20 protein-coding genes are annotated in these 22,126 nt (G+C 36.6%); 9 read left to right on the top strand and 11 right to left on the bottom strand.

What is annotated here, in order from left to right; genetic code table 11:
* Positions 1 to 41: 41 nt before the first annotated feature.
* The gene (locus DM800_RS09590; protein WP_147786782.1) at positions 42 to 1,412 is read right to left on the bottom strand and encodes a UDP-glucose dehydrogenase family protein; all 1,371 of its coding nucleotides are present in this window, start codon (positions 1,410 to 1,412) and stop codon (positions 42 to 44) included.
* A 587-nt stretch (positions 1,413 to 1,999) separates the two neighbouring features.
* Here DM800_RS09590 and DM800_RS09585 point away from each other — a divergent pair.
* The 3 genes from DM800_RS09585 to DM800_RS09575 all read left to right on the top strand — a co-directional run bounded on the left by DM800_RS09585 (position 2,000) and on the right by DM800_RS09575 (position 6,791).
* On the top strand, positions 2,000 to 3,073 hold the full coding sequence (locus DM800_RS09585; RefSeq protein WP_000378314.1) for a glycosyltransferase family 4 protein: 1,074 nt from the start codon (positions 2,000 to 2,002) through the stop codon (positions 3,071 to 3,073).
* A 200-nt stretch (positions 3,074 to 3,273) separates the two neighbouring features.
* On the top strand, positions 3,274 to 4,011 hold the full coding sequence (locus DM800_RS09580; RefSeq protein WP_147786781.1) for a polysaccharide deacetylase family protein: 738 nt from the start codon (positions 3,274 to 3,276) through the stop codon (positions 4,009 to 4,011).
* A 104-nt stretch (positions 4,012 to 4,115) separates the two neighbouring features.
* Complete coding sequence (locus tag DM800_RS09575; protein WP_147786780.1) at positions 4,116 to 6,791, top strand: sigma-54-dependent transcriptional regulator; 2,676 nt, start codon at positions 4,116 to 4,118, stop codon at positions 6,789 to 6,791.
* Between the two features lie 139 nt (positions 6,792 to 6,930).
* On the opposite strand, the gene exsM is transcribed toward DM800_RS09575, so the two are convergent.
* A complete protein-coding gene (gene exsM / locus DM800_RS09570; protein WP_147786779.1) occupies positions 6,931 to 7,344 on the bottom strand; it encodes an exosporium regulatory protein ExsM in 414 nt (137 codons plus the stop codon).
* Positions 7,345 to 7,533: 189 nt separating this feature from the next.
* On the opposite strand from exsM, the gene DM800_RS09565 reads away from it, so the two are divergent.
* The gene (locus tag DM800_RS09565) at positions 7,534 to 8,715 is read left to right on the top strand and encodes a chromate transporter (protein ID WP_147786778.1); all 1,182 of its coding nucleotides are present in this window, start codon (positions 7,534 to 7,536) and stop codon (positions 8,713 to 8,715) included.
* A 39-nt stretch (positions 8,716 to 8,754) separates the two neighbouring features.
* On the opposite strand, the gene chbG is transcribed toward DM800_RS09565, so the two are convergent.
* The 5 genes from chbG to DM800_RS09540 form a co-directional block, all read right to left on the bottom strand.
* Entirely contained in the window at positions 8,755 to 9,459 is a 705-nt protein-coding gene (gene chbG, locus DM800_RS09560; RefSeq protein WP_087983957.1) for a chitin disaccharide deacetylase, read from the bottom strand.
* A 49-nt stretch (positions 9,460 to 9,508) separates the two neighbouring features.
* Complete coding sequence (gene celF, locus DM800_RS09555) at positions 9,509 to 10,834, bottom strand: 6-phospho-beta-glucosidase (protein ID WP_000145756.1); 1,326 nt, start codon at positions 10,832 to 10,834, stop codon at positions 9,509 to 9,511.
* A 3-nt stretch (positions 10,835 to 10,837) separates the two neighbouring features.
* Positions 10,838 to 11,161, bottom strand: a complete 324-nt coding sequence (locus tag DM800_RS09550) for a PTS lactose/cellobiose transporter subunit IIA (RefSeq protein ID WP_000989055.1) — start codon at positions 11,159 to 11,161, stop codon at positions 10,838 to 10,840.
* 183 nt (positions 11,162 to 11,344) lie between these two features.
* Positions 11,345 to 12,649, bottom strand: a complete 1,305-nt coding sequence (gene celB, locus DM800_RS09545) for a PTS cellobiose transporter subunit IIC (protein ID WP_147786777.1) — start codon at positions 12,647 to 12,649, stop codon at positions 11,345 to 11,347.
* Positions 12,650 to 12,665: 16 nt separating this feature from the next.
* Positions 12,666 to 12,968: a PTS sugar transporter subunit IIB gene (locus DM800_RS09540; RefSeq protein WP_001023567.1), complete on the bottom strand. Its 303-nt coding sequence runs from the start codon at positions 12,966 to 12,968 to the stop codon at positions 12,666 to 12,668.
* A 399-nt stretch (positions 12,969 to 13,367) separates the two neighbouring features.
* Here DM800_RS09540 and DM800_RS09535 point away from each other — a divergent pair, with 399 nt between their 5' ends.
* Positions 13,368 to 14,450 (top strand): polyamine aminopropyltransferase, encoded by a 1,083-nt coding sequence (locus tag DM800_RS09535; RefSeq protein ID WP_147786776.1) that lies wholly within the window; start codon positions 13,368 to 13,370, stop codon positions 14,448 to 14,450.
* Between the two features lie 27 nt (positions 14,451 to 14,477).
* On the top strand, positions 14,478 to 14,849 hold the full coding sequence (speD, locus tag DM800_RS09530) for an adenosylmethionine decarboxylase (RefSeq protein WP_048563425.1): 372 nt from the start codon (positions 14,478 to 14,480) through the stop codon (positions 14,847 to 14,849).
* 112 nt (positions 14,850 to 14,961) lie between these two features.
* On the opposite strand, the gene DM800_RS09525 is transcribed toward speD, so the two are convergent.
* The 3 genes from DM800_RS09525 to DM800_RS09515 are packed head-to-tail and all read right to left on the bottom strand — an operon-like array spanning position 14,962 to position 16,907.
* Entirely contained in the window at positions 14,962 to 15,279 is a 318-nt protein-coding gene (locus tag DM800_RS09525; protein ID WP_075309706.1) for a PTS sugar transporter subunit IIA, read from the bottom strand.
* Between the two features lie 9 nt (positions 15,280 to 15,288).
* A complete protein-coding gene (celB, locus tag DM800_RS09520; RefSeq protein WP_147786775.1) occupies positions 15,289 to 16,590 on the bottom strand; it encodes a PTS cellobiose transporter subunit IIC in 1,302 nt (433 codons plus the stop codon).
* Positions 16,591 to 16,604: 14 nt separating this feature from the next.
* The gene (locus DM800_RS09515) at positions 16,605 to 16,907 is read right to left on the bottom strand and encodes a PTS sugar transporter subunit IIB (RefSeq protein WP_075309888.1); all 303 of its coding nucleotides are present in this window, start codon (positions 16,905 to 16,907) and stop codon (positions 16,605 to 16,607) included.
* A 222-nt stretch (positions 16,908 to 17,129) separates the two neighbouring features.
* Between DM800_RS09515 and DM800_RS09510 the strand changes: the two genes are divergently transcribed.
* The 3 genes from DM800_RS09510 to DM800_RS09500 all read left to right on the top strand — a co-directional run bounded on the left by DM800_RS09510 (position 17,130) and on the right by DM800_RS09500 (position 20,076).
* Positions 17,130 to 18,347 carry a dicarboxylate/amino acid:cation symporter gene (locus DM800_RS09510; protein ID WP_147786774.1) on the top strand — a complete coding sequence of 406 codons (1,218 nt, stop codon included), beginning with the start codon at positions 17,130 to 17,132 and terminating at the stop codon, positions 18,345 to 18,347.
* Between the two features lie 148 nt (positions 18,348 to 18,495).
* Positions 18,496 to 19,653: an acyltransferase gene (locus DM800_RS09505; protein ID WP_147786773.1), complete on the top strand. Its 1,158-nt coding sequence runs from the start codon at positions 18,496 to 18,498 to the stop codon at positions 19,651 to 19,653.
* A gap of 42 nt (positions 19,654 to 19,695) precedes the next feature.
* Positions 19,696 to 20,076, top strand: a complete 381-nt coding sequence (locus DM800_RS09500) for a VOC family protein (protein ID WP_147786772.1) — start codon at positions 19,696 to 19,698, stop codon at positions 20,074 to 20,076.
* 40 nt (positions 20,077 to 20,116) lie between these two features.
* Here DM800_RS09500 and DM800_RS09495 read toward each other — a convergent pair whose 3' ends face one another.
* Positions 20,117 to 22,117 carry a YhgE/Pip domain-containing protein gene (locus tag DM800_RS09495; protein ID WP_147786771.1) on the bottom strand — a complete coding sequence of 667 codons (2,001 nt, stop codon included), beginning with the start codon at positions 22,115 to 22,117 and terminating at the stop codon, positions 20,117 to 20,119.
* Between the last annotated feature and the right edge of the window lie 9 nt (positions 22,118 to 22,126).

Here is a 22,126-nt window from a genome sequence, read left to right as displayed (position 1 = left end):
TCTATTATGACATATAAGAATATACATGAATACATGCCTTTTTAACGAATAACGGAAAATTCCCTCTTACAAATACTTTCTCTTCCAACCGAATAATAATCTATCTCTTGCTTCTTGACATCCTCAATAGTATAACAATTTCTTCCATCTAATAAAATAGGTTCTCTCATAAGTTGTGCGTACCTTTCTAACGGATAAACTCGGATAGCCTCCCATTCTGTCATGATAAAAGCCGCACTCGCTCCTCTAATCGATTCATCTATACATTCGCTATATTGTATAGTCTCTCCAAAGATATTTTTCATATTTGGAATCGCTTTTGGGTCATATAGAACTACATCCGCACCTATATGAATTAATTCTTGTATCATAATAAGGGACGGTGCGTCTCTTATATCATCAGTATTCGGTTTAAATGCCGCTCCCAGCACCGCAATCCGCTTCTTGTTCATATTTAATACTTTCTTCGCTTTCTCAATCAATAACAACTGTTGTTTATTATTCACTTCAATGACTGCTTTTAACAAGCGAAAATCATGCGCCACATTCCCTGCAATTTGCACAAGGGCTTTCGTATCTTTCGGAAAACACGAACCCCCATAACCAATGCCAGCATTTAAAAAAGACGCCCCAATTCTCTTATCCATTCCCATCCCTTGTGCAACGTCTAATACATTGGCTCCTACCTTCTCACATATATTTGAAATTTCATTGATAAAACTAATTTTTGTCGCTAAAAAAGCATTCGATGCATATTTAATCATCTCTGCACTTTTTATATTTGTAACATACGTTTTTAAGCGTAATTCACTATACAAATTCTCCACTTTTCGTGCCGCTTCCTCATTATCTGCTCCAATTACAATACGATCTCCCTGAAAAAAATCGTAAATCCCTGAACCTTCCCGTAAAAATTCAGGATTCGATACGATATGTAATTCATATCTATTTTGTAATTTCTCCTCAATCCATCCCCTCATAACATCATTTGTACCTACAGGAACCGTACTTTTCGTAACGACAATAATGTCATTCGTCGCATATGTTCCAATATCGTCACAAGCACTTCGAATATATGTTAAATCCGCTGTCCCATCTAATAAAGATGGCGTTCCAACTGCAATAAATATAAATTCTGCATCGTAAAATGCTTTTACTCTATTTGTTGTAAAAGTTAAACAGTCATTCTCACATGCATCATTTATTAATTCATATAAACCCGCTTCATAAATAGGCAGATCTCCTTGCTTTATCCGTTCAATTTTCTCATCATTTATATCAAAACATGTGACTGAATGGCCTAACATTGCCAATCCTACTCCTGTAATTAATCCAACGTATCCGGTACCTATTATCGTAATTTTCATTTCCTTTTCGCACAGGAATATACAATAGAAAATATACGAATACATAGAATTCTCCCTGTGCTTCCCCCTCTCACATTAAAAATGAGAAAACTCTTTTACTTCTTTATTATATGAATTACTTTTTCCATTCTTTTTTAAGTTTTTGTAAAATTACATGTAAGAAGATAAAATGAAACTTTATTCAGTAAGGGGCATCCATCCCCGGCTAATTATTAGTTAAACCAATCAGGCTTTTACAGGAATTAAGATCCCCACCTAACTTCTTTTCTCCAACTGAATTTTGAGGTGCGAACCTTACTGCCCGTTCATGCGGATAAATTCCCACATTTTAACACGGAACTTACTCATTTCTAGGTGTAACACTTATAATACTGAAATAAAAATATTCATTATCGAAAAAAGAGAAAATGTCATATTCTAAAGTCCAATACAATTAACCTTCTCAAACGATTCAACATTCTGTATACAATTGTCATATATTCTATCCGCTTCCATTTACCACACAAAGAAAAAAAGATTGAATTCTAATCTTTTTGTGATACCATATGTTATGAGCCTGTAAATAAACATCATAATTTTCAGATAAATATATTAAAAAAAATTACGTTAGACTATAAAAGGGTGGGGTATTAATGGACTCACAAGTGATTTATGCCATCTTGGCATCTTTCATCACTGTACTCGTCGTTACTCCTTTAGTTATTAAGTTAGCTTTTAAAATAGGAGCAACAGATAAGCCAAACGCTCGTAAAGTACACCAAAAGATTATGCCTCGTCTTGGCGGGTTAGCGATATTTATTGGTGTAGCTGTAGGATTTGTTGTCGGCGGCTTATACGAACAAAGAATGTTATCGATAACGCTAGGTGCGATTATCATTGTAATCATCGGTATTTTAGATGATATGTACGAGTTATCTGCGAAGGTAAAATTCGGTGGACAACTACTAGTTGCCATGATGATTGTAAAAAGTGGATTATTAGTGCAAGTATTATATATCCCAATCCTCGGGGATACTGAACTTGGATGGCTTGCTTATCCAATTACAGTATTTTGGATTGTAGGTATTACAAATGCAATCAACTTAATTGATGGCTTAGATGGGTTATCTGCTGGTATTTCATCTATCGTACTTGCAACGCTAGCATATATGGCCTTCACTAGCCCATGGGGCACTGGAGCCGCTATTATCTTACCACTAGCATTAATTACATTAGCAAGTACAATTGGATTTTTATTCTACAACTTCCATCCAGCAAAAATTTTCATGGGAGATACAGGCGCACTATTTTTAGGATACTGTATTTCTGTTATATCGTTACTTGGATTATACAAAAGTGTAACGTTATTCAGCTTTATCGTTCCAGTTATTATTTTAGGCGTACCTGTATTTGATACGACATTTGCAATTATCCGTCGTATCGTAAATAAAAAACCTATTTCAGCACCAGATAAATCGCATTTACATCACCGTTTACTTGCAATGGGCTTCTCTCATCGTAAAACGGTACTAATTATATACGCATTCGGTATTTTCTTTAGTGTAAATGCAATCATTTTCTCTAGTGCGACATTATGGTTATCCATTATTCTTCTTTTCGTTTTAATCTTCTTTACAGAAATCATTGCTGAAGTAATTGGGCTTGTACATGAACGTTACAAACCACTTATTTCCTTTTATAAAAAAGTGAAAAAACGCGAAGACTAATTGTAGTATAGCCTTTACAATTATGAAATATTCAAATAGCATCCTCTTTCTTATAAGAGGATGCTATTTTTTATTCATCATTTTATATTTCCAAAATATAGATTGTTTGAGAGCTCCACTATTGGAGAAAGATATACATAATAAGAAAAGGATTATATTTTCTTTTTTACATCTTGATTGTCAAACTGAGGGTGAATGTTATGATCAAGCGAGTATTTCAATACGTTATTTTATTTTTAACAATTACTATGTACACGTCATCTCATGCAGGAGCAACTACCATGACCCCTGCTGAACATCATCCAAATACTGAAACTACCTCTCCTACAAAAAAAATCGCGTACTTAACATTTGATGACGGACCAAACAAATATACTACGCAAATTTTAAACATCTTAAAGGAAAAGAACGGAAAAGCAACTTTCTTTGTTATTGGTGGAAAAGTACCACATTATAAAAAAACAATGCAACGATTAATTCAAGAGGGGCATTATATCGGACTTCACAGTATGTCACACGATGTAAAACGCCTTTACACTGGTGATCCATCCGCTTTAATTACAGAAATGGAACAAACACAAAATATTGTTCAGCAAGTTACAAAATTAAATTCACATCTCGTTCGTGTCCCGTATGGTAGCATGCCTTACTTAAAAAAGAATTACCGTGATGCACTTGTATCCGCCCAGTATAAAATGTGGGATTGGACAATCGATACATATGACTGGAAAAGCTATGACAATCCTTCTGCCATACTAGAAAGAGTACGTAATCAGAGCGATGAACAAGTCGAAGTGATTTTAATGCATGATTCGAGTGTAACCGTACAAATACTGCCTAAAGTAATTGATTACTTACAGTCACAAGGATACAAACTTCTTCCCTATAATCCATCTTCTCACCTCGAAGTGAACTTTTGGAAAGACACAAGATTGTAACAGCTTTAGTGCCTATTTGCTAAAGCTGTTTTATTTTTCTCTTCCCACCCTTCCCATTTTTGTGTAAAATTTTAAATAGTGATGAAGTTTCGAGGTGAATAGAAATGAAACGAATAGATCTCATTTTTAACGCAATACAAGAAGGCAATTATATAGAAGGTATAACCGCATTAGAACTCGCTACCCTGTTGCAACTAGATCGTGCCAATGTAAGTAGCGACTTAAACAAACTTGTAAAAGATAAACGTTTATTAAAAACAAATACGCGCCCTGTTCGTTTTTATATAGAAACGAACACTTCGTTGGAAACGCATTCAAAAGACGTGACTTCACTAGATACATTTGCAATTGAAAATACGAGCCTTAAAATCGCAATTGAAAAAGCGAAAGCTTCTATTCTCTATCCTCCAAACGGTATGCATACTTTACTGCTCGGAGAAACAGGAGTCGGAAAATCTATGTTCGCTTCTTTAATGCACGAATATGCAATTGAAGTCGAACAACTTCCTAAAAATGCACCATTTATCGTCTTTAACTGTGCTGATTACGCAAATAATCCACAGCTACTACTCGGGCAGTTATTTGGGATTAAAAAAGGAGCCTATACAGGAGCAAGTGATCAAAAAGGATTAATTGAAAAGGCACATGAAGGGATCCTTTTCTTAGATGAAGTACATCGCCTTCCTCCAGAGGGACAAGAAATGCTTTTCATCTTTATTGACCGCGGGGTATACCGCCGCCTTGGAGAAACAGAAAACGAGCGTAAAGCACAAGTATTAATCATTACTGCAACAACAGAAGAACCAAATTCATTTTTATTAAAAACATTTACAAGACGTATACCAATGACTGTTACGCTGCCACCACTTCGTGAGCGTACACATAAAGAACGATTTGCTTTACTGCAACTATTTTTCACAAATGAAGCAATCCGTCTGCGAAAAGAAATTCACGTTAGCCCGAATGCAATGCGCGCTTTCGTCTTTTACAATTGCCCCAATAACATCGGGCAATTAAAAACGGATGTACAAATTGCCTGTGCGAAAGCCTATTCTGACCTTGTGACAAAGAAACGTGATTCTGTCTATGTTTCAAGTACAGATTTACCTTGGTATATGAAAGAAGGGCTATTCATTGAAAGAAAGAGCCGTCATCTATACCAAATACCAAATGAAACATTTATATTTACAGGTGATGAAGGTTGGAGTAATCATAAAATAGAGAATGAAAAACAGTCTTCTATTTACGATTATATTGATTATAAATACGAAGAACTTCAAGCTCGCGGTATTGAAGAGGACGAATTAGAATTACTAATAGAAAATGATATTCAAAGCTTTTTCGTACAATATTTTAACCAAATGTCCAAAAAGACAAGTCATGAAAATGTTTTTAAAATTGTGGATCGTAATATCGTTTCCGTATGTGAAAAAATCGCGGAACTTGCTGAAAAGCATTTATCTAAAACGTTTGACGAAAAAGTATTTCTCGCTTTAAGTTTACATGTACAGACAACTCTACAACGTTTGCAAGCTGGAAAACAAATTCATCACCCACAATTAAATCAAATTCGCACGAAATATAAAGACGCTTTTTCCGTAGCTATGCAATGCATTCAACTACTGGAGGACGAATTACAAATAACAATGCCTATTGATGAAGCAGGCTTTTTAACAATGTTCTTCGTTGTTGATCCAATTCCTGCCTCACAAACAGAAGTAAAAGTATTAATATTAGCGCACGGCAACGGCATCGCAACAGAAATGGCAAACGTCGCAAACGAACTGCTCGGCATTGAGGAAGTAACCGGTATCGATATGCCGTTACATGAATCGCCGAAAAATTTCTTAGAGCGTGTGAAAGTGTATATGAAAACACTCCAAAATGTAAATGGACTTCTCTTACTCGTCGATATGGGCTCACTCGCTTATATTGGTGATATATTAGAAACTGAGTTCAAAATTCCGGTACGTGTTCTTTCCATGACAAGCACTCCACATGCACTAGAAGCAGCTCGAAAAGCTCAACTTGGCTACTCGTTAGATGCATTGTATGAGACAGTGAAGAACTTAACACCGTTTTACTTAAACGTACAAGAAGAAAAGAAAAAGCCACTATCACCAATGAAGTCTGTTATTTTAACAGCTTGTTTAACTGGGGAAGGCAGTGCTTTAGCTATTCAAAAAATGTTAGAGAACTATTTGCGATTTGACAAGGAATTAATTGAAATTATTCCGATTAGTATCGTCCATGAAAAAGATTTAACGAAAATGATTGAGAACATAAAAAAAGAGCGGAATATCATTTGTATCGTCACAAATTTCGATGTGCAGGTGCCATGCTTAACGTATCATTTCCAAGACATTGTAAACTACACAGCGATTCAGCCAATTCAAGAATTAATTACGTATGAAGAAACATATGCAAAAATGGCTGATATTCTAGAACAACAAATGCAGCGGAACGACGGAGCATTACTTATTAAAACAATTCGTTACGCATTAAATACAATTCAAGAATTAATTTCCTTACAGCTAACTCCTGACAGCTTAATGGGTGTGATTCTGCATATGAGCTGTATGGTTGACCGTCTTCAAAAAGGAGAAAGCCTCCTCCCTCATCCAGATAAAGAGAAACGAAGACAAGATGAGTACTGGATGTATATGAAAGTGAAAAAAGCATTACAACCAATTGAAAATACATTTGAAATACAAATCCCTGATGATGAAGTGTTTTATATCATGGACTTCTTCATTAAAAACCAGCCTGTAAAAAATTAATCGAAGCAGTGTTTTAAATATATCGACCGTAACGCGAATTATATTAGCGATTTTCACAATATATCGATTTACCGAAAATAACCGCTAAAATTTGCACCTTATAGAAAAAAAGGCTGTTCCAAAATGGACAGCCTTTTTTCTATTTCTTTACTTTTCTGATTCTCCCCCTGATTTCGCCCTTCTTATGGGACTTCGTATAAACATTTACATATACATTCGCCTGAATGATTTCTTGAAGTAAGCTATCAAACGCTCGCCCCTGTAAAGGTCCTTCAAAATCCCCCACATTAACTACACCAGTGACGACTCCTTCATTTACACTAATACCTTGCTTTATTGGGCCAAACAAATTTAAAACCACTGGACCGATTTGATCCGCTTTTCCTAAATGAATTTGGCATGATGTAACTTTTTCGATGTTTTTCAATATGATCCGATATTGTAATTTCTTTAAATCATCACTAAATATAAACTCTGTTACACCATAAGCTTCTGTATTTACAGGAGGTATTTCCCTCTTCCCTGTTAACCTCGCAAAGAAATGTGTTGTCATACGGGCATTCTCCTCATATAAATTTCCCAGCACTACTTCTACTACTTTATGGTTTATACATAATCATTTATGACTTTTTCAAGCTTTAATTCCGAAGAAAAGATTCACACAATCTTTACATTAGAATCGTTCCTTTCGCTTTACTATCTCTTGTATAATGCACTTAGAAAAACATTCTAGGAGGTCATTTTGGAAAATAACAAATACACTTTCCACACATTATTAGAGATTTTTCTCGTCTCATTTAAATTAGGACTTACTTCATTTGGTGGTCCTGTCGCCCATCTCGGCTATTTCCACCATGAATACGTGCAAAAAAGAAAATGGATGGATGAACGAAGCTATGGAGACTTAGTAGCACTATGTCAATTCCTTCCTGGTCCTGCTAGCAGTCAAGTCGGTATGGGGGTTGGATTATTAAGGGGCGGACTATTAGGAGCTATTATTTCATGGATTGGATTCACTTTACCGTCTGTGCTTGTTTTAGTTTTCTTCGCCTCATTCCTTAATCAGTTCGATCTTGGAAGTGCTGGCTGGATTCATGGACTAAAACTTGTAGCAGTCGCAATTGTTGCTCATGCCATATGGGGAATGGCGCAAAAATTAACGCCAGACCGAAATCGTGCGACGATTGCTATCGTAACTGCCGCAATCGCCTTATTATGGCCAAGTAGCTGGACACAAGTCATTCTCATTATAGTATCTGGCTTTATCGGCTGGTTTTTATATCGCAACCAACCAATTAGTCAATCTCAAAATATAAAAGTACCTATTTCAAAAACGATAGCAGTTTCTTGTCTCATCTTATTCTTCGGACTATTACTGTTGCTACCAATATTAAGACCGTTCTCATATTACATCGCTTTATTTGATAGTTTCTATCGCTCTGGCGCACTTGTATTTGGAGGCGGACACGTCGTGCTACCCCTTCTTGAAGGTGAGTTCGTACAAAACGGAATGATGACGAAAGAACAGTTCCTAACTGGATACGGATTAACACAAGCCGTACCAGGTCCACTATTTACATTCGCTTCTTATATAGGAGCTGTGTTAAACGGGACGCTTGGGGCAATACTCGCAACAATTGCGATCTTTCTTCCTGCTTTCTTGCTCGTTATTGGTGTTTTACCATTTTGGGACAGTGTGAAAAAAATATCTTACATACAAGGCGCACTACTTGGAATCAATGCAGCTGTTGTCGGTATTTTATTAGCAGCTTTTTATGATCCTATTTGGACGAGCACAATTATGAACGCTGTAGATTTTGTTTTTGCATCTCTTCTATTTTGCTTGCTCGCTTTTTGGAAAACACCACCTTGGGTTATCGTTATACTCGGAGCCTTTGGCGGATATATTCTATCCATTTTGTAAATAAAAAAACGACGGCATTATGTAGCCGTCGTTTTTCTATTAAAACTTCACAAGTTCTATTCCTTCAGGCAACTCGCTCTCTGTTAAAATACGCAATTCTTTCACACGATCCATTACGTAAGAAGAACGCTTCACAAGCTCTGGATCAATATACGCTGGATGAACCATAATTTCTACCGTTTGTTCACCTTGTACTCTTTCTTTTAACTTCACAAAGTAATCTTCCGTCACACCATCCGCGTAAAAGTCACTGTAAAACACGTCAGAAAACGGGCGTACTGCTCGCTCTTCCTCACAACGACGAATTGGAACATTATATGTAGCCGCTAATCTCTCAAGAACATCGTGCAAGATCGGTAATCCATGCACGTGATGATGACTATCTAAATGAGTTGGTTTTAATCCGTAAGATAGGAATTTCTCAATTTGAGCAGTCCATTCTCTCTCAACTTCTTCTGCATTTAGCTTCCCTTCCCATACGACGCTTTGTTTATGAAACAATCCATCGCTATTTACAAGTGATGGTACGTCTCCAAGAAGAGGTTCCCCTGCCGTTAATACGAGATGTACGCCTACTCCGAGTAGGTTATATTCTTTTGCTAAGCGTACCGCATGCTCTGTTCCTGGCATATTCATCATCATCGTCGTTGAATTTACAAGTCCATTTATATGTCCATCAATAATGCCGTAATTTGTACCTTCTGTAAGACCGAAATCATCTGCATTTACAATTAACTTAATCATCGTAATACCTCCTAATAGAATAAAAAAAGCGGGCTAAATAGCGCCGCTTTTATTTCTCTACCTTTTTGAAGAACTGCGGAAGATGTTCTTTATGTGCTTCCAACATTTCATCTAAAATTTGTTTTGCAACTTTATCTGATGGTACAAGTGGATTAATTGTCATAGCAAGCAGCGCTTTATGATAATCCCCTGTAACAGCAGCTTCAATTGTTGTGCGCTCGAATGATTTAATTTGTTGTACTAAACCGCGAACTGGTACTGGAAGATCTCCCACTGCAATTGGTTTTGGACCTTCTTTCGTAATAATACAGTTCACTTCAACAGCAGAATCATGCGGTAAGCTTGCAATTGTTCCGTTGTTTCGTGTATTAACAGGCTGGATATCACCTTTATTATTGTAAATAGACGTAATTAAGCTACATGCTGCGTCACTATAATAAGCGCCGCCACGTTTTTCTAATTGTGGTGGTTTAATATCTAAGTTCGGGTCTTTATATAACTCGAATAAATCATCTTCTAATTGTTTTACTACTTCTGCACGTGTACCTTTTTCAACCGAAGCTTCTTTCTCTTCTTCTAACATTTCACGTGTTTTGTAGTAATAACGATGGTATGGACATGGAATTGCACGAAGACCGCGAATAAAGTCTGGCTCCCAGTTAAGTGCTGCAATATTTTCCATCGTAATTTGCTTTTCTGGATCTGTTACAAGCTCTAACACACGATCCATTACACTTACACCATCTAAATATACGTCTAGTCCGTATACCATATGATTTAAACCTGCGAAATCAACGTGGACACGACTTGCATCTACTTCAAGTAATCTTGCAAGACCCATACGGATTCCGATTGGAACGTTACATAGACCGACCACTCTTTGAATATTTGTATAACGAAGCACAGCTTCTGTTACCATACCAGCTGGGTTCGCAAAGTTAATTAACCATGCATTCGGACAAAGCTCCTCCATATCCTTACAAATATCTAAAATAACAGGAATCGTTCTCAGCGCTTTGAATAAACCACCAGGACCATTCGTTTCCTGACCAATTACATCATATTTTAATGGGATTGCTTCATCTTTTGCACGAGCTTCTAATAAACCTACGCGAAGCTGCGTTGTTACGAAGTCAGCATCTTTTAATGCTTCACGACGATCAAGTGTTAAATGTACCTCGATTGGTAAACCAGATTTTTTCACCATACGTTTCGCTAAGTTACCAACGATTTCTAACTTTTCTTTTCCTGCCTCAATATCTACTAACCAAATTTCACGAACAGGAAGCTCATCATAACGCTTAATAAATCCTTCAATTAACTCTGGTGTATAACTAGATCCACCGCCGATTGTAGCAATTTTAATTCCAGTCATGCTTTATTCCCCTTTCGCTTCTAACTTTTTATAAAGGTCAATAAACTCTGCTGCTAATTCTTTTACTGTAATCGCATTCATTAAATGATCTTGTGCGTGGATTAAAAGAACACTAACCTCTGTTTTTTCTCCTCTTGCTTCTGATTGTATGAGCTCTGTTTGGAAATGATGCGCTTCATTAATCGCTTCTTTCGCCTTTACCATCGCTTCATCTGCTTCTGCCATTTTCCCCTGTTTGGCAAATTGAAGTGCCTCCATCGCAAAGCTTCGTGCATTACCACTATTTAAAATTAATTGAAATGGAATTTGTTCTGCTGTAGTCATCATAATTACCGCCCTCTCTATTATGGTTCAACCGATTTAAATACCCCTTCAGTTTGAACATTTCTATTACATTATTATTTTATAAATGATAGTTTGGTGTTCTTGTAGATGGATTTCATCTTTTTGAACATGATATAAAGGTAGTTGTTCTCACAGATCATGTTATCTGTGAGAACAATTACTATGTTACATAGGTAAAGAATTATTGTTTCCTTGTGCTGCTTTTTCAGTGCGAATAACAGAACGATCGCATAATACAACAAATGGATAATAGATTACCATCGCAATTACAAAGTTGAATAACTGTAGGAGTGCACCTGAAAGATGTCCACCTGTTACAAGATAACCACTAATAATTGGTGGTGTTGCCCATGGAATTATCCCAACTGTTTTTGGTACCCAGCCAATAGATATAGCTGTATAAGAAGTAATTACTAATACAATTGGTGTTATGATAAACGGTAAGAATAAAACTGGGTTTAAAATAATTGGTGTACCAAAGATTACTGGTTCGTTAATGTTAAATGCACCAGGACCAATTGATAAACGAGATACACCGCGTAATTGTGCACTTTTCGCTACAAGTAACACAACTACTAAGAACGCTAATGTTGCACCAGAACCACCAAGATATACGAAAGTATCAAAGAATGGTTTTGTAACAATGTTTGGAACATCAAATGCAGATGTACCACCTTTGAATAACTTCATGTTTTCCTCTAATGCCGGTAAGTATAATGGCTCAATAATACCACCAACGATATTTGGACCATGTAAACCCAAGAACCAAAGAAGATGAACAAGGATTACAATGACAATTGCACTTGGTAATGTCCCTGCTAAACTTTGCAGTGGTGATTGAATCGTATTAAAGATAAATTCATGAACACTTGTACCAGCTAATTTCACTGCTAATTGAATACCTGCAACTACTGTTAAGATAACAAATGCTGGAACTATAGCTGCGAAAGATCTTAAAACTGCTGGTGGTACTCCATCAGGCATTTTAAACGTAATGTTTCTTTGTACAAAGAAACGGAATACCTCAGTAACAAGAAGTGCCACGATAATTGCTACGAATAGCCCTTGTGCACCTGTCCAAGCTAAGTTCAATCCGCCTTCTTTCGGTGTTGTTGGCGTAAGAATAATTAACGCACCAAATGAAATAATACCTGCTGACAAACCATCAACGCCGTAAGATTTTGCTAAGTTATAACTTGTTGTAAATGCTATGATTAGTGCTAGAATTGCGAAAGAACCAGTCCACATTCCACCACCAACTTGTTTCCACGTTTCACCAAACAAACCTTTCATGAAATCTTGGAAAACTTCAGACGGAAAACCATTAATTAGTGATGCCAGTGCACCAACTAAAATAAGTGGCATAACTGCAATAAATCCATCACGGATCGCAGCTAAGTGACGTTGCGATCCGATCTTACCAGCGACAGGAACAATATACTTCTCCATAAATGCAATAAACTTTTGCATTTCGCTTCCCCCCTAATTATTTTTTAAGTGTTAATGCGTGATCTAAAACTGCTTCTCCATTCATCATGCCGTAGTGCATTGGATTGATAACGTCGATTCCAACGTTCTTCTCATCAGCGAGCGTTTTCATTGAAGAAAGCATGTAACGAACTTGTGGTCCTAATAATAATACGTCTGCTTGATCGATATTTGTTTTTACTGCATCCCCAGATACAGCCCAAATCTTTCCTTCTAGACCGCGAGCTTTTGCGGCCGCTTCCATTTTTGTAACTAGTAAACTTGTAGACATCCCTGCTGAGCAACATAATAAAATATTCATTTGAAAATCCCCCTTGTGTAGTATAAAAAATTTATGTTTATTTATTTTTCTTTACGCTATTTATTAATGCAATTAGCGTGCCAACTTTTTAAAACCACTAAAATCAGCACTTTTTCGACTGTTTTCTTTGTGTGTTAACGCTTTCAATTAGTGTGTCACCCAAAAAACACACAGTGTGTTATAAAACAACACGCTTTTAACACATAACTGTATGAAAATAGATTAGTGTTTAGTTGTCTAGTTGTATTTAAAACAAAAAAACACTAAAAAAATTTTTCACGCGTGAAAATCTAGTAAAAATAAACCTCTCTTGAACACACTCTTCTATCTATTGTCCAAGCCAACTCTACTAAATTACATAGAATAGAATAAAATAACACAATTCGAAAGGGGATTCCTATGCCAAAACATAGAAAACAGAACAAAATAAAGATTTATAGAATAACAAGCAATAAAAAAGACAAGCGCTCTGAATTAGACTATGAAAAATTTGAACTAGAACAACAGGAAATGGAAAATAAACAAGACAAGCACGGTAAACAGGACAAGCAAGTACAATCGGAAAATGTAATCATAGTACCCACAGATTTACACAACTTAGATGTGTGGGATGAAATTTCTCTAAAGGAAATACAAGCTGGTGAACATACAAATTTATTTGCGGAACAAAGTAATTATCAAAATATTACTTTGTTACAAGTAAGCGATGTCCGTTTATATTTGGACAAGCAACTACAATTTAGTTCCGTTGATGAGCAAATTTATCATGAAGCACTTGTACATCCAATTATGTCAAAAGTAATTGATCCAAAACGTGTTCTCATATTAGGCGGTGGCGACGGTCTTGCTTTACGAGAAGTTTTAAAATATGAAACTGTACTACATGTAGACCTTGTTGACTTAGATGGATCGATGATTGATATGGCTCGTAATGTTCCTGAATTAGTTTCTTTGAACAAAAGTGCATTTTTTGATAATCGTGTAAATACACACGTATGTGATGCAAAAGAGTTTCTAAGTACTCCTTCCTCTTTATACGATGTCATCATTATTGATTTTCCAGACCCAGCGACAGAGTTGTTAAGTACTTTATATACAAGCGAACTTTTTGCTCGTATAGCTACATTCTTAACAGAAGGTGGAGCATTCGTCTGCCAATCTAATTCCCCTGCTGATGCACCTCTAGTATACTGGAGTATCGGTAACACAATTGAACATGCTGGATTAACTGTGAAAAGTTATCATACAATCGTTCCTTCTTTCGGAACTGACTGGGGATTTCATATTGCCGCTAATTCTGCCTATGTACTCGATCAAATTGAGCAATTATATGTAGTGCCATCTCCTCGAACATTACCCTCTCTTCTTTCTCCTTTATTTCAATTTAAAGAAGAACATTTGGAACAACGTAATCTCGCTCTTCTAAACTCAGAATCGAATCTTATCCTACACCAATGCTACAAAAAGGAAATGGAGTTTTGACGATATTATAGTAAGGAGTGCTACCTTATGGAATATTCTACTTTCGGTAAGCATATAATAGTAGATTTATGGGGAGTGGATTCTCCCCTATTAGATGATATTTACTTTTTAGAACATCATTTAGTTGCCGCTGCAGATCAATCTGGTGCACACGTTTTAAACGTAAGTAAAAAAAAATTCCAGCCTTATGGCGTTACTGTATTAATTTTGCTATCAGAAAGCCACCTTTCTATTCACACTTATCCAGAAAAAAACTTTGCAGCAATTGATTGTTATACATGCGGTACAACCGTTGAACCGCAAATAGCGATTGATTATATCGTAAATATATTAAAACCAGAACGGATGCATACAAAAAAATTAATTCGTGGTATAGGAGAAATTGTTACTACTGATTAATTAACACTCTTACTCATCCGTACAAAAGGAGGATTGTATAATACCATCAGTGGCACGAACACTCCACTGATGGTACAGACATATACATAAAAAAACCTTGCATACGCAAGGTTCATTCAGTCGCTAACATCTTCCTATATAATTCTACAAATTCACTCGCTAATTCCTTCACCGTAATCGCGTTCATTAAATGATCTTGCGCGTGCACCATTAGAAGAGTAACTTCGGTCTTTTCACCACCAGCTTCTTTCTGTATGAGCTCCGTTTGTACACGGTGCGCCTCTTTTAATTCATCTAACGCTTCTTGTAATTTCGCTTCTGCTTCTGTAAACTCTCCGCGCTTTGCACAATCAATTGCTTCCATTGAACAACTTCTCGCATTTCCCCCATGCAAAATTAAATGAAAAGCTTTCGTCTCTATCGTATCCATTTTAGTTCTTTACTCCCCCTTTTCTTCCGCTACCTTTTGTTTATCCCATATTTTTAAGAACGGTAAATAAATGAAGAATGCAAGCGCAAAGTTAACAAGTTGTAAAACAACGCCTGAAATTTTCCCGCCTGATCCTAAATATCCACTAAATAGAATTGGTGTCGTCCAAGGTACAGCAGCTCCACTCGGGCGAGCAACTAATCCCCATTCCATTGCAAAGTAAGAAACAATTGTTAACACAACTGGAACCAATATAAATGGAATTAATAAAATTGGGTTCATTACAATCGGCATACCAAAAGTTACCATCTCATTAATATTAAATATGCCAGGAGCAATTGACAATCTCCCTAAACTTTTTAATTGCTGACTTCGCGCAAATAGTAACATTCCTACAACTAAAGCAAGTGTTGCACCGGAACCGCCCATATAAATCCATAAATCAAAAAACTGTGCGGTAATCGTATTTGGTACATCTTGCCCTGCTTGAAAAGCAACTCGATTTTGATCCATTAACGACAACCAAACGGGGCTCATTACACCACCAACAATAGTAGCACCATGAATTCCACACGACCAAAGAACATGAACGAGAATAACTGCTATTATTGCGCCCCAAAGACTAGCACCAAGTACACTAAGTGGTTCCTGTAAAATTTGCCCTACAATATTATGGATACTGCCAAAAGAAGTATTTTCTATAATTAAGCGTAAAATCCAAATAACCGTTACAACAATAAATCCTGGAACAAGTGCCGCAAATGAACGCGTCACAGCTGGTGGAACTGTCTCTGGCATCTTTATAATTATCTTTTTTTGTACAATAAACCGATAAAGTTCAGTAGATATAAGTGCAATAATCATTGCTACAAACAACCCTTGGCTTCCCATTAATGCTGCTGGGATAGCACCTTCTACAAGTACACTCTCTTTTGTACTTGGTATAATATATGCGACTTGAAATGGTGTCGCAAGTAAAAACGTCACAAGCGACAATGCCCCAGATGCTAAGGCATCCACTTTATAATACTCCCCAAGCCTGTAAGCGATTCCAAAAACAGCTATTAAAGCCATTATATTAAAAGTTGCACTAACTGGATACCCTAAAGCCCTCTGCCAATTATCCCCAAACAAACCTGCCATAAAATCATTGTATCCTGGTATTGGTAAAGCACTAATAATAAGAAAAAATGATCCAATAATTAAGAACGGCATCGTCAAAATAATCCCATCACGAATTGCTTGCAAATGCCTCTGCTCTGCAACCTTCCCTGCTACTGGCATTACATATTTCTCTAAAAACCGTATCATCTATCTCACTCTCCTCATTGTTTCATGGACAAAGCTGCTTGTAAGATAGCCTCTCCATTACAAAGTCCGTAATGGACGGATTGAATGACATCAACAGGTATACCCTTCTCCTTACATAATTCTTTCATTTTCGGTAATAAATAACGTACTTGCGGTCCAAGCAAAAGTACATCTGCTTCATTTATATGACTATTTACTTCAGAACCTGATACTGCCCAAATCTTTACCTCTATCCCTTTTGCCTCTGCTGCTTTCTCCATTTTTGTAACAATCAAACTGGAAGACATTCCCGCTGCACAGCAAAGTAAAATATTCATCCCTTTCCCCTCCCCTTTTTCTAAACCTAAGCCACGGTGCATTCCTTGCCACCACTAGGTTACAAATATATATGTCTAGATTTCCTGCTGTATGCCGAGCTTAAAAACAAAAATTTCTCGGTTTTCACGCTATTCCATCTATCATTATTCTCCTAGTAAAGAGGACTCTAACTCGCTATAATAATTCAGTATGATTTTTTTAATTGATAGGAGGATATATTTATGAAGGCATATCGCTTTCCACTTATTTTATTATCTTCTATCCTAATTGGTGGTTTCATTGGTTATTTCATGGGTGCCGATGCAGTTGCTTTAAAGCCGCTTGGTGACATTTTCTTAAACTTAATGTTTACGATTGTTGTACCTTTAGTGTTCTTTAGCATCGCGTCATCTATTGCTAATATGGATGGATTAAAACGTTTCGGTAAAATTATGTCTAGTATGGCTGGGACTTTCTTATTTACAAGTATTTTAGCTGCTATTTTTATGATTATTGTCGTGAAAGTATTCCCGCCAGCACAAGGTGTTGTATTAGAACTAACACAACCTGACAAAGCTGAAAAAGCGGTTAGTGTTGCGGATCAAATTGTTGGTATTATAACAGTATCTGATTTCTCGAAGTTACTATCTCGTGAAAATATGTTAGCTCTTATTTTCTTCTCTATTTTAATGGGGGTTGCAACTTCAGCAGTTGGTGAAAAAGGAAAGCCATTCGCTACATTCTTACAAGCTGGTGCAGAAATTTCAATGAAAGTTGTATCTTTCATTATGTACTACGCTCCAATCGGACTTGCTGCTTACTTCGCGGCATTAGTTGGTGAATTCGGACCACAACTTCTTGGAACTTACTTCCGAGCAGCAATGGTATACTATCCAGCGTCTCTAATTTACTTCTTTGTATTCTTCACGTTCTATGCATACCTTGCCGGTCGCAAACAAGGTGTACAATTTTTTTGGAAGAACATGGTATCTCCTACAGTTACATCACTAGCAACTTGTAGTAGTGCTGCTAGTATTCCAGCGAACTTGGAAGCAACGAAGAAAATGGGTATCTCTTCTGACGTTCGTGAAACAGTTGTCCTTCTTGGATCTACACTTCATAAAGATGGATCTGTTTTAGGTGGCGTATTAAAAATTGCTTTCTTATTCGGTATTTTCAACATGGAATTCGAAGGACCGAAAACATTAGCAATTGCACTTGTTGTTTCTCTATTAGTAGGAACAGTAATGGGCGCTATTCCAGGTGGTGGTATGATTGGTGAAATGTTAATCGTTTCTCTATACGGCTTCCCGCCAGAAGCATTGCCAATTATCGCAGCAATTAGTACAATCATTGACCCTCCTGCAACAGTGTTAAACGTAACAGGAGATAACGCTTGTGCCGTAATGACAGCTCGCCTTGTAGAAGGTAAGAACTGGATCAAAAATAAATTTGCTTAATAAATAGAAAGAGGATGCTCCAACCGAGCATCCTCTTTTTTTGTTGCTAATCCATTCCGCCACAAATTTGTTATAATCTTCACAAATATTCCACACTCATTATCCATTCTCCGTACTATAATCATGTATGGAAAAGGAGATGGATCTAATGACTCAAAGCGCACCAGAATTTAAAGTTTTGCAAAGCATTGCATTCCTTGCTGTCGTTTTGCAAAGTTCCTTATTATATACAATGAATCAAGGAAATGTTTTACTTGAGCAATCCCTCATTATGGGCATGCTATTCAACCTTGCAAAATTTTCAGCACCTGCATTCATATTTATCGTCGGCTTTCACTTAATTCGGCAATATACGAAGCAACTGGCCTACACAGAATATATTTATGAAAAAGCCGCACATTTACTCATTCCTTATTTCTTCTGGTCTATTCTTTACTTATTAACAACAAACGATATGATTACACTACAAAGCGGAATCAAAAGTTTATTACTCGGAACAGCCGCGCCCCATCTTTGGTACGTTATTATGATGTTCCAAATTCACTTATTGTTCCCTTTGCTATGCACACTATTTTATTGGTTTCAAAAACGAACAGAAAATAAAAAAGACATATATAAATATATGACCATCTTTGCTTGTCTATATTTCCTCTTAATGTGGTATTCTTCCCACTACATTTTTAATGGAGAGAAATTGACTAGCTCAACCATTTTACATTATACAGATCGTTCCTTCTTCTTCTACTCATTCTATTTCATCATGGGAGGAATCGCTGCTGTCGCACTAAAAGCGTGGCGTACATTTGTCATGAAACATATCCCGCTTATCACAATATTATTTTTCGTCTTATTTCTATTCATCAATTATGAGTTATTTAGTTTTTACGGAGCAAACTCTATTCATTTAACCGTTTCGACTTATTTAAAACCGTCTATGTTTTTATATATCGTATGCGAAATTATTATACTTTACGTGCTGTCTATTACAATCGTACAACGACGAGGTTTCTTATATAAAGCTTTACGATTTATTGGGAGTTACACGTATGGTGCTTATTTAGCTCATTTTTTCTTCTTGCAACTCTGTACAAAATTTCTTTCTTTATTCACACTGCAAGAAAACACAATATTATATAGCTTATTATTATTTACAATAACGGCCACAATCTCGATTTCAGCAATGGTCATTTGCAGTACACTACCATTTCATACATGGATTACAGGGCCTTCCCCTACGACAAATATGAAATGGGCTAAGATTGTACTTCGGAAAAATCACGAAAAAGTATTCAAACCATATCTTTGATATAATAGAATTCCATACAAGAAAAGAAAGTAGGACACACCTATGATTAATCAAATTGGACAAATTATGTTATATGTAAATAATCAAGATGAAGCAGTACAATTTTGGACTGAGACAGTAGGATTCCAAATTAGTGCGGAAGAAAATAACGGACAAGGCTTTCGCTGGATTGAAATTGCACCAACGAAAGAAGGAGGCACAAGCATCGTCCTTCACGATAAAGCGTTAATTGCGAAGATGCAACCTGAATTAAACTTAAATACACCTTCACTTATGTTCTTCTCTAATAACTTAGATCAACTGTATAAAGATCTTTCTGAGAAAAACGTTACAGTTGGACAAGTTGTAGATTTACCTACAGGTAGAGCATTCAACTTTGCTGATAATGAAAACAATTACTTTGCGGTAATGGAGCGTAAATAAAAAAGAAGCTATCCTAAAAAAACGGATAGCTTCTTTCATTTTAAGAAACTTGTTCTGCATTCGTTTCCCTATGTTGTATATGACTCGTAATCCAAGCAATTCCGCCAGCAACAACGAGATAGCATAACAATATTAAAATTTGTATTTGTAATTGTGACCAATCTCCTAAAGAGATAACATCTTGTAATCCTCTAAGAGAATGGGACATTGGGAGAAACTGTCCAATTTTGCTAAGAACAGCTATATTTAATTCTCCTGGGAAAGTCCCCCCGCTCGTCGCTAATTGCAAGACTAGAAGCGTTACCGCTAAGAACTTTCCAACAAGACCAAATACCGTTACTAACATAAGAATAAACGTCATGAACGTAAAGGAAATAACGATACTTGATAAAACAAAGAGTGGCACACTTGCAACTTCTAATTTCATAACTCCTAGCACAGCCACATCCACAAGTAATGCTTGAATAAGTCCAATTAAATATACCAATCCTAGTTTATTAATAAAATGTACTGTTCCGCTTACCTTCATATTTTGTCTACGGCCAAGAGGTAAAATATTCGATGCCATAATTCCGCCAACATAAAATGCCAGTGATAAAAAGTATGGTGCAATGCCTGAACCGTAGTTAGGCACATCAGAAACTGTCGACTTCACTAACTGAACCGGCTCTGAGAACATCGTATTACGGGCATCATCATTGCGAACATCCGCTATCTTCTCTGCGCCCTCTCCTAATTTCGTAGAAAGTTCTTTCGCACCATCGTCAAGTTTAACAAGTCCGTCCGCTAACTTATTAGCACCATGATTCAGCTCTGTTCCGCCAATCGCAAGGTGATTTACACCTTCTTGTAATGTTGTAAATCCATTTCCCCACTTCGTAAATCCATTAGCTACATTCGCAGCACCATCTGCTATCTTTTTCGTGCCAGCAGTAGCCTCGCTTAACTTAACTCCGAATGTATTCATACCTTCTTCAATCTTATTCTGACCATCAGCAAGCTTCTTCGCACCTTGTGTCAATTGTTGTTGGCTATTATTTAAAGTGTTTGCTGCTTTAGCTAATCCGTTAGAAGTAGCAATGATCTTTTGAAAAGCAGGATCTTGCTGCACTTCTGGATGACTTTTCACGTACTCTTCTAATTGTTGTTTTACACTATTTGCTGCATTGTCCGCTTTCGCTTGCCCTTCAGCAAGTTTCTCACTTCCGTTCACCCATTCATTTGTACCAGCACTTAATTCACTAACCCCTGATTGTAAAGTTTTTTCACCTTGAGCTAATAACGCCATACCACTATGAAGTGAGGTTGCCCCTTCACTCAGCTCATTTGCGCCGTCACTTAAGGCAGATTGGCTAGAAGCAAGTTTTTCACTTCCCTCTTTCACTTTTGATGCCCCGTCACTTAAACGATGAATACCATCTGCAAGCTGATTCGCCCCATTTTTTGCATCTGTCGTTCCTTCATGCAGCTTCTCAGCACCATTACTTGCATCACTCAATCCTTGTGCCAAATCTTGAAACTTTGAAAAGACACCTTCTGTATAAGATTTCGTAATACTATTTGAAATTTTTGTTTTCATATTTTCAACAGCTGTCGTTCCAATTTGAGCTGCTACAAAGTTTTTACCCGGATTTACTTTGTACTGAAGCTGCGCTGGCTCTGGTTTCTCATCCATAAGTGTACTTACCTTTTTAGAGAAATCCTCTGGAATCGTAACGACCATATAATACTTATCTTCTTTTAACCCTTCATCAGCATTTTTTTCTGATACGAAATGAAAAGCTAGTTCCTTATTCTCTTTTAAATTTTTGACAAAATCTTCTCCTGCATGAATTGTTTTTTCATCCATCGCAGCACCTTTATCTAAATTTACAATTGCAACAGGTAATTTATCTAATCGTCCATATGGATCCCAATATCCAACTAAAAAGAATCCTGAATAAATTAAAGGAACGATTAATAAAAAAATTAAAGCGATACGTCCATGTTTATGATGCCACATCGCTTTCCAATCTTTAAATATAAGTTGAATTCCCTTCATGAAACATAC

Source organism: Bacillus sp. AY18-3 (assembly GCF_008042305.1).
In the GTDB taxonomy this organism is placed as follows: Bacteria; Bacillota; Bacilli; order Bacillales; family Bacillaceae_G; genus Bacillus_A; species Bacillus_A wiedmannii.
Note: the sequence above shows the minus strand (reverse complement) of the source record. Positions and strands in the feature narration are given on the sequence as shown.

What these genes read in the sequence shown, in the direction of transcription:
- DM800_RS09590 (WP_147786782.1), bottom strand. Translation starts at nt 1,412, where the DNA reads ATGTATTCGTATATTTTCTATTGTATATTCCTGTGCGAAAAGGAAATG.
- DM800_RS09585 (WP_000378314.1), top strand. Translation starts at nt 2,000, where the DNA reads ATGGACTCACAAGTGATTTATGCCATCTTGGCATCTTTCATCACTGTA.
- DM800_RS09580 (WP_147786781.1), top strand. Translation starts at nt 3,274, where the DNA reads ATGATCAAGCGAGTATTTCAATACGTTATTTTATTTTTAACAATTACT.
- DM800_RS09575 (WP_147786780.1), top strand. Translation starts at nt 4,116, where the DNA reads ATGAAACGAATAGATCTCATTTTTAACGCAATACAAGAAGGCAATTAT.
- exsM (WP_147786779.1), bottom strand. Translation starts at nt 7,344, where the DNA reads ATGACAACACATTTCTTTGCGAGGTTAACAGGGAAGAGGGAAATACCT.
- chbG (WP_087983957.1), bottom strand. Translation starts at nt 9,459, where the DNA reads ATGATTAAGTTAATTGTAAATGCAGATGATTTCGGTCTTACAGAAGGT.
- celF (WP_000145756.1), bottom strand. Translation starts at nt 10,834, where the DNA reads ATGACTGGAATTAAAATTGCTACAATCGGCGGTGGATCTAGTTATACA.
- DM800_RS09550 (WP_000989055.1), bottom strand. Translation starts at nt 11,161, where the DNA reads ATGATGACTACAGCAGAACAAATTCCATTTCAATTAATTTTAAATAGT.
- celB (WP_147786777.1), bottom strand. Translation starts at nt 12,649, where the DNA reads ATGCAAAAGTTTATTGCATTTATGGAGAAGTATATTGTTCCTGTCGCT.
- DM800_RS09540 (WP_001023567.1), bottom strand. Translation starts at nt 12,968, where the DNA reads ATGAATATTTTATTATGTTGCTCAGCAGGGATGTCTACAAGTTTACTA.
- DM800_RS09535 (WP_147786776.1), top strand. Translation starts at nt 13,368, where the DNA reads ATGCCAAAACATAGAAAACAGAACAAAATAAAGATTTATAGAATAACA.
- speD (WP_048563425.1), top strand. Translation starts at nt 14,478, where the DNA reads ATGGAATATTCTACTTTCGGTAAGCATATAATAGTAGATTTATGGGGA.
- DM800_RS09525 (WP_075309706.1), bottom strand. Translation starts at nt 15,279, where the DNA reads ATGGATACGATAGAGACGAAAGCTTTTCATTTAATTTTGCATGGGGGA.
- celB (WP_147786775.1), bottom strand. Translation starts at nt 16,590, where the DNA reads ATGATACGGTTTTTAGAGAAATATGTAATGCCAGTAGCAGGGAAGGTT.
- DM800_RS09515 (WP_075309888.1), bottom strand. Translation starts at nt 16,907, where the DNA reads ATGAATATTTTACTTTGCTGTGCAGCGGGAATGTCTTCCAGTTTGATT.
- DM800_RS09510 (WP_147786774.1), top strand. Translation starts at nt 17,130, where the DNA reads ATGAAGGCATATCGCTTTCCACTTATTTTATTATCTTCTATCCTAATT.
- DM800_RS09505 (WP_147786773.1), top strand. Translation starts at nt 18,496, where the DNA reads ATGACTCAAAGCGCACCAGAATTTAAAGTTTTGCAAAGCATTGCATTC.
- DM800_RS09500 (WP_147786772.1), top strand. Translation starts at nt 19,696, where the DNA reads ATGATTAATCAAATTGGACAAATTATGTTATATGTAAATAATCAAGAT.
- DM800_RS09495 (WP_147786771.1), bottom strand. Translation starts at nt 22,117, where the DNA reads ATGAAGGGAATTCAACTTATATTTAAAGATTGGAAAGCGATGTGGCAT.